Source organism: Mitsuaria sp. TWR114 (genome assembly GCF_007997345.1).
In genome coordinates this window covers 1-7,820 of the sequence record NZ_VOSR01000150.1, presented here as the reverse complement: position 1 = coordinate 7,820, position 7,820 = coordinate 1, and the positions used below count along the sequence as shown (strand labels likewise).

5 protein-coding genes and 1 pseudogene are annotated in these 7,820 nt (G+C 67.6%); 4 read left to right on the top strand and 2 right to left on the bottom strand.

Features of this window, described 5'->3' with window-relative positions; all coding sequences use genetic code 11:
- Window positions 1-945 (bottom strand): annotated as a pseudogene (aceE, locus tag FUT87_RS06990) (pyruvate dehydrogenase (acetyl-transferring), homodimeric type); the annotation flags it as partial.
- A gap of 324 nt (window positions 946-1,269) precedes the next feature.
- Here aceE and FUT87_RS06985 point away from each other — a divergent pair.
- From FUT87_RS06985 to FUT87_RS06970, 4 genes are all read left to right on the top strand, one after another.
- Window positions 1,270-3,867, top strand: a complete 2,598-nt coding sequence (locus FUT87_RS06985) for a PAS domain S-box protein (protein ID WP_147240548.1) — start codon at window positions 1,270-1,272, stop codon at window positions 3,865-3,867.
- A complete protein-coding gene (locus tag FUT87_RS06980) occupies window positions 3,864-4,499 on the top strand; it encodes a response regulator transcription factor (protein WP_091734133.1) in 636 nt (211 codons plus the stop codon). The genes FUT87_RS06985 and FUT87_RS06980 overlap by 4 nt, the downstream gene beginning before the upstream one ends.
- A 100-nt stretch (window positions 4,500-4,599) precedes the next feature.
- Window positions 4,600-5,457, top strand: a complete 858-nt coding sequence (folD, locus tag FUT87_RS06975) for a bifunctional methylenetetrahydrofolate dehydrogenase/methenyltetrahydrofolate cyclohydrolase FolD (RefSeq protein ID WP_147240547.1) — start codon at window positions 4,600-4,602, stop codon at window positions 5,455-5,457.
- Between the two features lie 198 nt (window positions 5,458-5,655).
- On the top strand, window positions 5,656-6,747 hold the full coding sequence (locus FUT87_RS06970; protein WP_222617063.1) for a right-handed parallel beta-helix repeat-containing protein: 1,092 nt from the start codon (window positions 5,656-5,658) through the stop codon (window positions 6,745-6,747).
- Between the two features lie 7 nt (window positions 6,748-6,754).
- On the opposite strand, the gene FUT87_RS06965 is transcribed toward FUT87_RS06970, so the two are convergent.
- On the bottom strand, window positions 6,755-7,820 hold a 1,066-nt coding region (locus FUT87_RS06965; protein WP_147240545.1), incomplete at its 5' end, for an ABC transporter permease.

Below are 7,820 nucleotides of genomic sequence, written 5' to 3'. Positions count from 1 at the left end.
GCGCGCCAGCAGCGGATCCCAGTAGGAGCCCCAGATCAGCTTGATGACGTTCCAGCCGGCGCCGCGGAACTCGCCCTCGAGCTCCTGGATGATCTTGCCGTTGCCGCGCACCGGGCCGTCCAGGCGCTGCAGGTTGCAGTTGACGACGAAGATCAGGTTGTCGAGCTTCTCGCGCGCGGCCAGGCCGATCGCGCCCAGGCTTTCCGGCTCGTCCATCTCGCCGTCGCCCAGGAAGACCCAGACCTTGCGCTTGGAGGTGTCGGCGATGCCGCGGGCATGCAGGTACTTCAGGAAACGCGCCTGGTAGATCGCCATCAGCGGGCCCAGGCCCATGGACACCGTCGGGAACTGCCAGAACTCCGGCATCAGCTTCGGGTGCGGGTAGCTCGACAGGCCCTTGCCGTCGACTTCCTGGCGGAAGTTGTTCAGCTGTTCCTCGGTGATGCGGCCTTCCAGGAAGGCGCGGGCATAGATGCCGGGCGCGCTGTGGCCCTGGATGTAGAGCAGGTCGCCGCCGTGGATGCCGTCGTCGCCATGCCAGAAGTGGTTGAACCCGCAGCCCAGCATCGTCGCCAGCGAGGCGAAGCTGGAGATGTGGCCGCCCAGGTCGCCGCCGTCTTCGGGATGCAGGCGGTTGGCGCGCACCACCATCGCCATCGCGTTCCAGCGCATGAAGGCGCGCAGGCGCTCTTCCATGTCGATGTTGCCGGGGAAGCGCTCTTCCCGGTCGGCCGGGATGGTGTTGACGTAGGCGGTGGTGGCCGAGAACGGCACGTCGATGCCGGCCTGGCGCGCGTGGTCGATCAAGGTCTCGAGCAGGAAGTGCGCGCGCTCGCCGCCCTCCTCGCCGATGACGGCGGACAGCGCGTCCAGCCATTCCTTGGTTTCGAGAGCGTCGGTGTCATTGGCGGCTGCGCCGAGGAACGACTGGGGCTGCGCGGACATGTGTTGTCTCCTGTGTCTCAATCACGGCCTTCGGACGGGCGGGTCGCGCGGCGCGGTGTCCGTTCCGAACAGGCAATCCTGCCCGAGCTTGAGGAAACACGCATGCGTCGGCACCCTCCAGAAGGGCTATGGCGGCGGAGTGTCGCATAAGCCGTGGATTTTCCAAATAGCGCGATGCGTTTCCGTATAGTGAAATTTCCAAGGCGTTTTCAGCGGGGTTTCGTGATGGATGTCTTTCACGATGCGATCCGGGAATGCCCGGATCGGGAATGCCCGGAGCCGCCGGAGCCGGGTCGCACCGAAGGCGCCGGGATAATCGCGCCCATGTTGTCCCGCCTCGATGTCCAAGGCTTTGCGCGCCGTGCCCTGAACCCTCTCAAACGCCTGGTCTCGGCGTGGTGGCGGCGGCAGTCGCCGTCGCGGCAGGACCGCTTCGCGACGCTGGGCCCGCTGCTGTCGGTGGTGCTGTTCCTGGCGGCGATCGTCTCGGCCTTCTGGTACCTGCGCAACGAGGAGATCGAGCGCGAGGCCGAGGCCGTCAAGCGCGACACCGAGATGGCGCAGCAGCAGATCCGCTCGCGCCTGATCGAGAACGAGGACTTCCTGATCCCGCTGCAGCGCGACCTGGCCAACCGCGCGATCGACAACCTCGAGTTCACGCAGCGCGCGATGGCGATCGCCCGCAACCGCCCCGAGATCACCCACATCACCTGGCTGAACGCGCGCCGCGAGCGCCGCGTCAGCGTGGCGGCGATCGGCGAGCAGGCCGACTCGCTGATGACGCTGGACGGCAGCGACCCGTCGATGCCCAACGGCCATGCCAACAGCGAGCCCGAGCGCGCCTTCCAGGGCGCCCGCGACCGGCGCACCCGGGTCTACTCGGCCTCCTTCGCCGACGCCAACAACACCACCGTCTTCCAGCTGCAGCTGCCGCTGAGCGACCGCGCCGGTTTCGCCGGCGTGCTGATCGCCGAGTACGCGGTGGAGGGCCTGCTGCGCTATTCGGTGCCCAACGAGCTGACTTCGCGTCACGCGGTGGCGGTGCTCGATCCGCGCGAGCAGGTGGTCGCCAGCACGGTGACGCCGATGCCGGGCAAGCGCATCACGCGCGCGCCGATCTATTACGAGGTGCCCATGGCGCCGGCCCCCGGGCTGGTGCTGCGCGGCCAGGGTTACCGGACCTCGATCGGGCTGATCTCCAACACGCTGTTCTGGATGGTGATGGCGCTGTCGGTGCTGACCGTCTGGATGCTGCTGGGCACCTGGAAGCACATGCGCCGGCGCGCGCAGGTGCAGAACGCGCTCGCCGCCGAGACCAACTTCCGGCGCGCGATGGAGAACTCCATGCTGACCGGCATGCGCGCCATGGACCTGGAGACGCGCATCAGCTACGTCAACCCGGCCTTCTGCGCGATGACCGGCTTCGCCGAGTCGGAACTGATCGGCCGCAAGCCGCCCTTCCCCTACTGGCCGCCCGACCGCTACGAGGAGAACCTGCGCCTGCTGCAGCAGGAGATGCAGGGCCGCAGCCCCGCCGGCGGCTCCGAGGTCAAGGTGATGCGCAAGGACGGCAGCATCTTCGACGCCCGCATGTATGTCTCGCCGCTGATCGACCCCAAGGGCAAGCAGAACGGCTGGATGACCTCGATGACCAACATCACCGAGGCCAAGCGGGTGCGCGACCAGCTGTCCGCGTCGCACGAGCGCTTCACCACGGTGCTGGAAGGCCTGGACGCGGCGGTGTCGGTGCTGTCGGTGCAGCAGGGCGAGCTGCTCTTCGCCAACCGCAGCTACCGGCTCTGGTTCGGCGCCGATCCCAAGGGGCACGCGATGCTCGCGGGCTCGCAGCTGGCCGGCGCGACCAGCACCAAGGAAAACAACTTCGAGACCGACGAGGACGTCGACGACTACGGCGGCCTGCCGGCGCAGCACCTGACCGAGGTCGGCGGCGACTCGCGCGAGGTCTTCATCGCGCAGCTGGACATGTGGTTCGATGTCCGCGCCCGCTACCTGCAGTGGACCGACGGCCGCCTGGCGCAGATGCTCATCGCCACCGACATCACCGCGCGCCGCCATGCCGAGGCCCAGCAGCAGCAGCAGGCCGAGAAGGCGCAGGTCACCAGCCGCCTGATCACGATGGGCGAGATGGCCTCGAGCGTCGCGCATGAGCTCAACCAGCCGCTGACCGCGATCACCAACTACTGCAACGGCATGGTCTCGCGGGTGCGCAACGACAACATCCAGAAGGACGACCTGATCGTCGCGCTGGAAAAGACCGCCAAGCAGGCGCAGCGCGCGGGCCAGATCATCCATCGCATCCGCGCCTTCGTGAAGAAGAGCGAGCCGCAGCGCCAGCCGGCGTTCGCGGCCTCGATCGTGGAGGACGCGGTCGAGCTCGCCGGCATCGAGCTGCGCCGGCGCAACGTGCAGATCCACACCTACGTCGCGCAGCGGCTGCCGGTGATGCGGGTCGATCCCATCCTGATCGAGCAGGTGCTGCTGAACCTGCTCAAGAACGCCGCCGAGGCCATCGACAACGCGGCGCTGCCGCCCTCGCGCCGCCACATCGAGCTGCGCGTCGTGCCCAAGCACACGGCGGAGCTGGGCGCCAACATCGAGTTCTCGGTGACCGACATGGGACCGGGCCTGCCGGTCGAGGTCATCGAGCGCATGTACGAGGCCTTCTTCTCCACGAAGGCCGATGGATTGGGCATCGGCCTAGGGTTATGCCGGTCCATCATCGAGTCCCACCAGGGTCGGATCCGCGCCGAGAACCTCTACAATGGCCCGTCCATCGTCGGGTGCCGGTTCGCGTTCACGATCCCCGTGGACATTCCGCGTCCGGAGCCCCAGCTGGCTCCGCTCGACAAGAGCGGCGACCCGGGGACGGGCACTGCTCACAACACCGCAGCAACACCATGAGCTTGATTCCGAAGAAGGGTAATGTCTACGTCGTCGACGATGACGAGGCCGTGCGAGATTCCTTGCAGTGGTTGCTGGAAGGCAAGGACTACCGGGTCAAGTGCTACGACTCCGCCGAGAGCTTCCTGAGCCGCTACGACCCGCGCGAAGTGGCCTGCCTGATCGCCGACATCCGCATGGAAGGCATGAGCGGCCTGGAACTGCAGGACAAGCTGATCGAGCGCAAGAGCCCGCTGCCCATCGTGTTCATCACCGGTCATGGCGACGTGCCGATGGCGGTGCAGACGATGAAGAAGGGCGCGGTCGACTTCATCGAGAAGCCGTTCAAGGAAGAAGAGCTGCTGTCGCTGGTGGAGCGCATGCTGGACCAGGCGCGCGGCGCCTTCGCGACGCAGCAGGAAGCGGCCAGCCGCGACGCCCTGCTGTCGCGCCTGACGACGCGCGAGGCGCAGGTGCTGGAGCGCATCGTCGCCGGCCGCCTGAACAAGCAGATCGCCGACGACCTGGGCATCAGCATCAAGACGGTGGAGGCGCACCGCGCCAACATCATGGAGAAGCTCAACGCCAACACCGTGGCCGATCTGCTGAAGATCGCGCTCGGCGCGAATACGGCGGCCGCCAAGGCGGGCTGATCCGACGTCCCATCCGAAGGCCGCTGCGAAGCGGCCTTTTGCATTCCCCGGGCAGAGCGATCCTCTGCCCTTGCGCTTTTCTGATTCCGGAGTACCGACCATGACTGCTCAACTGATCGACGGCAACGCGCTGTCCAAGCAACTGCGCGCCGAGGTGGCGACGCGCGCCGCCGCGCTGACCGCCAAGGGCGTCAAGCCCGGCCTGGCGGTGGTGCTGGTCGGCGAGAACCCCGCGAGCCAGGTCTACGTGCGCAACAAGGTCAAGGCCTGCGAGGACGCCGGCATGCATTCGGTGCTGGAGAAGTACGCCGACACGATGACCGAGGCGGAGCTGCTGGCGCGGGTCGATGCGCTGAACAACGATCCGGCCATCCATGGCATCCTGGTGCAGCTGCCGCTGCCCAAGGGCATCGACGCGCACAAGGTCATCGAGGCGATCGCGCCGGAGAAGGACGTCGACGGCTTCCACGTCGCCAGCGCCGGCGCGCTGATGGTGGGCCAGGACGGCTTCAAGCCCTGCACGCCCTACGGCTGCATGAAGATGCTGGAGTTCATCGGCTATGACCCGAAGGGCAAGCATGCGGTCGTGATCGGCCGCAGCAACATCGTCGGCAAGCCGATGGCGATGCTGCTGCTGCAGGCCAACGCGACGGTGACGGTGTGCCACAGCGCGACGCCGGACCTGGCGCACTTCACCCGCCAGGCCGACATCGTCGTGGCGGCGGTGGGCAAGCGGAACGTGCTGACCGCGGACATGGTCAAGTCGGGCGCGGTGGTCCTGGACGTGGGCATGAACCGCACCGAGGAAGGCAAGCTCTGCGGCGACGTGGACTTCGACGGCGTCAAGGAAGTCGCCGGCTGGATCACGCCGGTGCCGGGCGGCGTCGGCCCGATGACGATCACGATGCTGCTGGTCAACACCATCGAATCGGCCGAGCGCGCCGCCGCGCATCGCTGACCGCAGCTCTTTCGCTATAGGGAATAGACCAACTCAAAGAGGTCGGTCGGCCGACTTTGAAGATGGTTTGGAGCGACTGACGGAAGTGAGGTCGGTTCGCACACTGCGCTCCCCTTCAAGTGCAGAAAGCGAACCATGCGCTCCACATTCAAGCTTCCTTCCCGTTCCACCATCCGGCGTTGCGCCGCATCGGTCCCCGTGCTGCTCGCACTGGGGCTGGTCCACGGCCTCTCTCTCGCCCAGAACTGCGATGTGCTCGGCGGCGGGCGCGGCTACAGCGCCGCGCTTCGCGCCGAACAGATGCCGGGACATGTGGTGGCCCGCGACTTCGCCTCGCTCAAGGCCGCCGTCGACAGCGGTGCCCGCCACATCCATGTGCCGAGCGACGCGACCATCGATCTGCCCAATCAATCCTCCGCGCTGTGGCTGCGCGCCGGGCAGACGCTCTTCGGCGACCGCGGCCTCGAGGGCCGCCCCGGCGGACTGTTGCGCACCCGCTGGGTCGATGCCGCCGCGCGCAGCTATCCCGTCATCGTGGTTGAAAGCGGCGTGCGCATCTCCGGCCTGCGCATCGAGGGGCCGTCGGGCGAGGCCACCTCCACCAACAGCACCATCGGCATCCAGCTGCTTCCCGGCACGCAAGGCGTCGAGATCGACAACAACGAGCTCTACCACTGGCCCTGGGCGGCGGTCAGCGTCAAGCAATCCGTCGACAACCGGATTCACCACAACCACATCCACGACAACCTCCGCTCCCAGCTGGGTTATGGCGTCGTGGTCCAGAACGGCCACGCCCAGGCGGACATCCACTGCAACGTCTTCAACGCCAATCGTCACGCGATTGCCGGCAGCGGAGAGCCCGGCGAGCGCTACCAGGCCCGGGACAACCTCGTCCTCAACGGCGGCGGCAGGGGCGCGTATCACCAGTTCGACATGCACGCCGGGTCGACCGGCGCTGGCGGGCAATCCGTCGAGATCACCGGCAATGTCTTCGACTTCGGCCGCTTCGGCACCTCGAACCGATCCAGCGTCCTGATCCGGGGCGTGCCCAAGGAGGGGCCGATCACCGTGGTCGGCAACCTCTTCACGCAGGGATGGGTGGTGGGATCACAGACCGCGGTCGCCGGCGTGGCGGGCTCGATTCCCGACGTCGAGCAGATCCATCATTGGAACCGCTTCCAGACCCCGGCCCTCTATAGCAGCCATCCGGCGGGAGAGTGCCGCCTGACCATCGCCGGCCGCACGACCCGGGTGAATTGCAAGGCCGTGCAGCAGCCCGTGCTTCCCTGAGCGCTGATCAGTTGGTGTCGGCCTCACGCAGGGTCTGCACCACCGGGCGCTGCAGCACGCCGCGCAGCGCCCACCAACCCGCGAGCTGGGCCAGCACCGCGCCGCCGATCGTCGTGCCGATCAGCACCCAGGGCTTGAACTGCCATTCGAACTCGAAGGCGTAATGCGTCAGCGCCCAGCCCAGCGCCTGCGCCGCGAGCCCTGCCAGCAGGCCGGCGAGCGCCCCCAGCCCCAGCAACTCCGCGCGCTGCACCGCCGCCATCAGCGCACTGGACGCGCCGAAAGCCCGCATCAACGCGAACTCGCGGGTGCGCGCGTCCCGTGAGCCCACCGCGGCGACCAGCAGCACCACCACGCCCAGCGCCAGCGCGACCGCGAACAGCAGCTGCACGGCCATGATCACCTGCTCCAGCACCTGCTGGACCTGGTGCAGCTCGGCCGAGACATCGATCAGCGTCAGGTTGGGGAAGGCGTTGACCAGCTTGCGATCGAGCGCCGCGGCGCCGCCCTCGCCTTGCGGCGACCGGTAGGCGGAAATGAAGCTGACCGGCAGCTCCGGCATGGCCGCATGCGGGTACAGCACGAAGAAGTTGACCCGCATCGAGCCCCAGTCCACCTTGCGCAGCGAGGTGATCCGCGAATCGACCGGCACGCCGGCGATGTCGAAGCGCAGCGTGTCGCCGAGCTTGAGCCCCAGCTGGTCCGCCAGGCCCTGCTCGACGCTCACGCCGCCCTGCTCCTCGGCGGTCCACTTGCCGCCGGAGATCTGGTTGTGTGACGGCAGTTCGGCGCTGTGGCTGAGGTTGAACTCGCGCTCGACCAGGCGCTGCGCGCGTTCCTCGGTGAAGCGGCTGGCCTGCACCGCCTCGCCGTTGATCGCGACCAGACGGCCGCGGATCATGGGGTACCAGTCGTAGTCCTTGACGCCGGCCCGTTCGAGCTCGCCGCGAAAACCCGTGCCCTGGTCCGGCTGGATGTTGATGACGAAGCGGTCCGGCGCGTTCACCGGCGTCGCGGCGCGCCAGCTCTCGATCAGGTCGGTGCGCATCAGCACCAGCAGCGCCAGCGCCAGC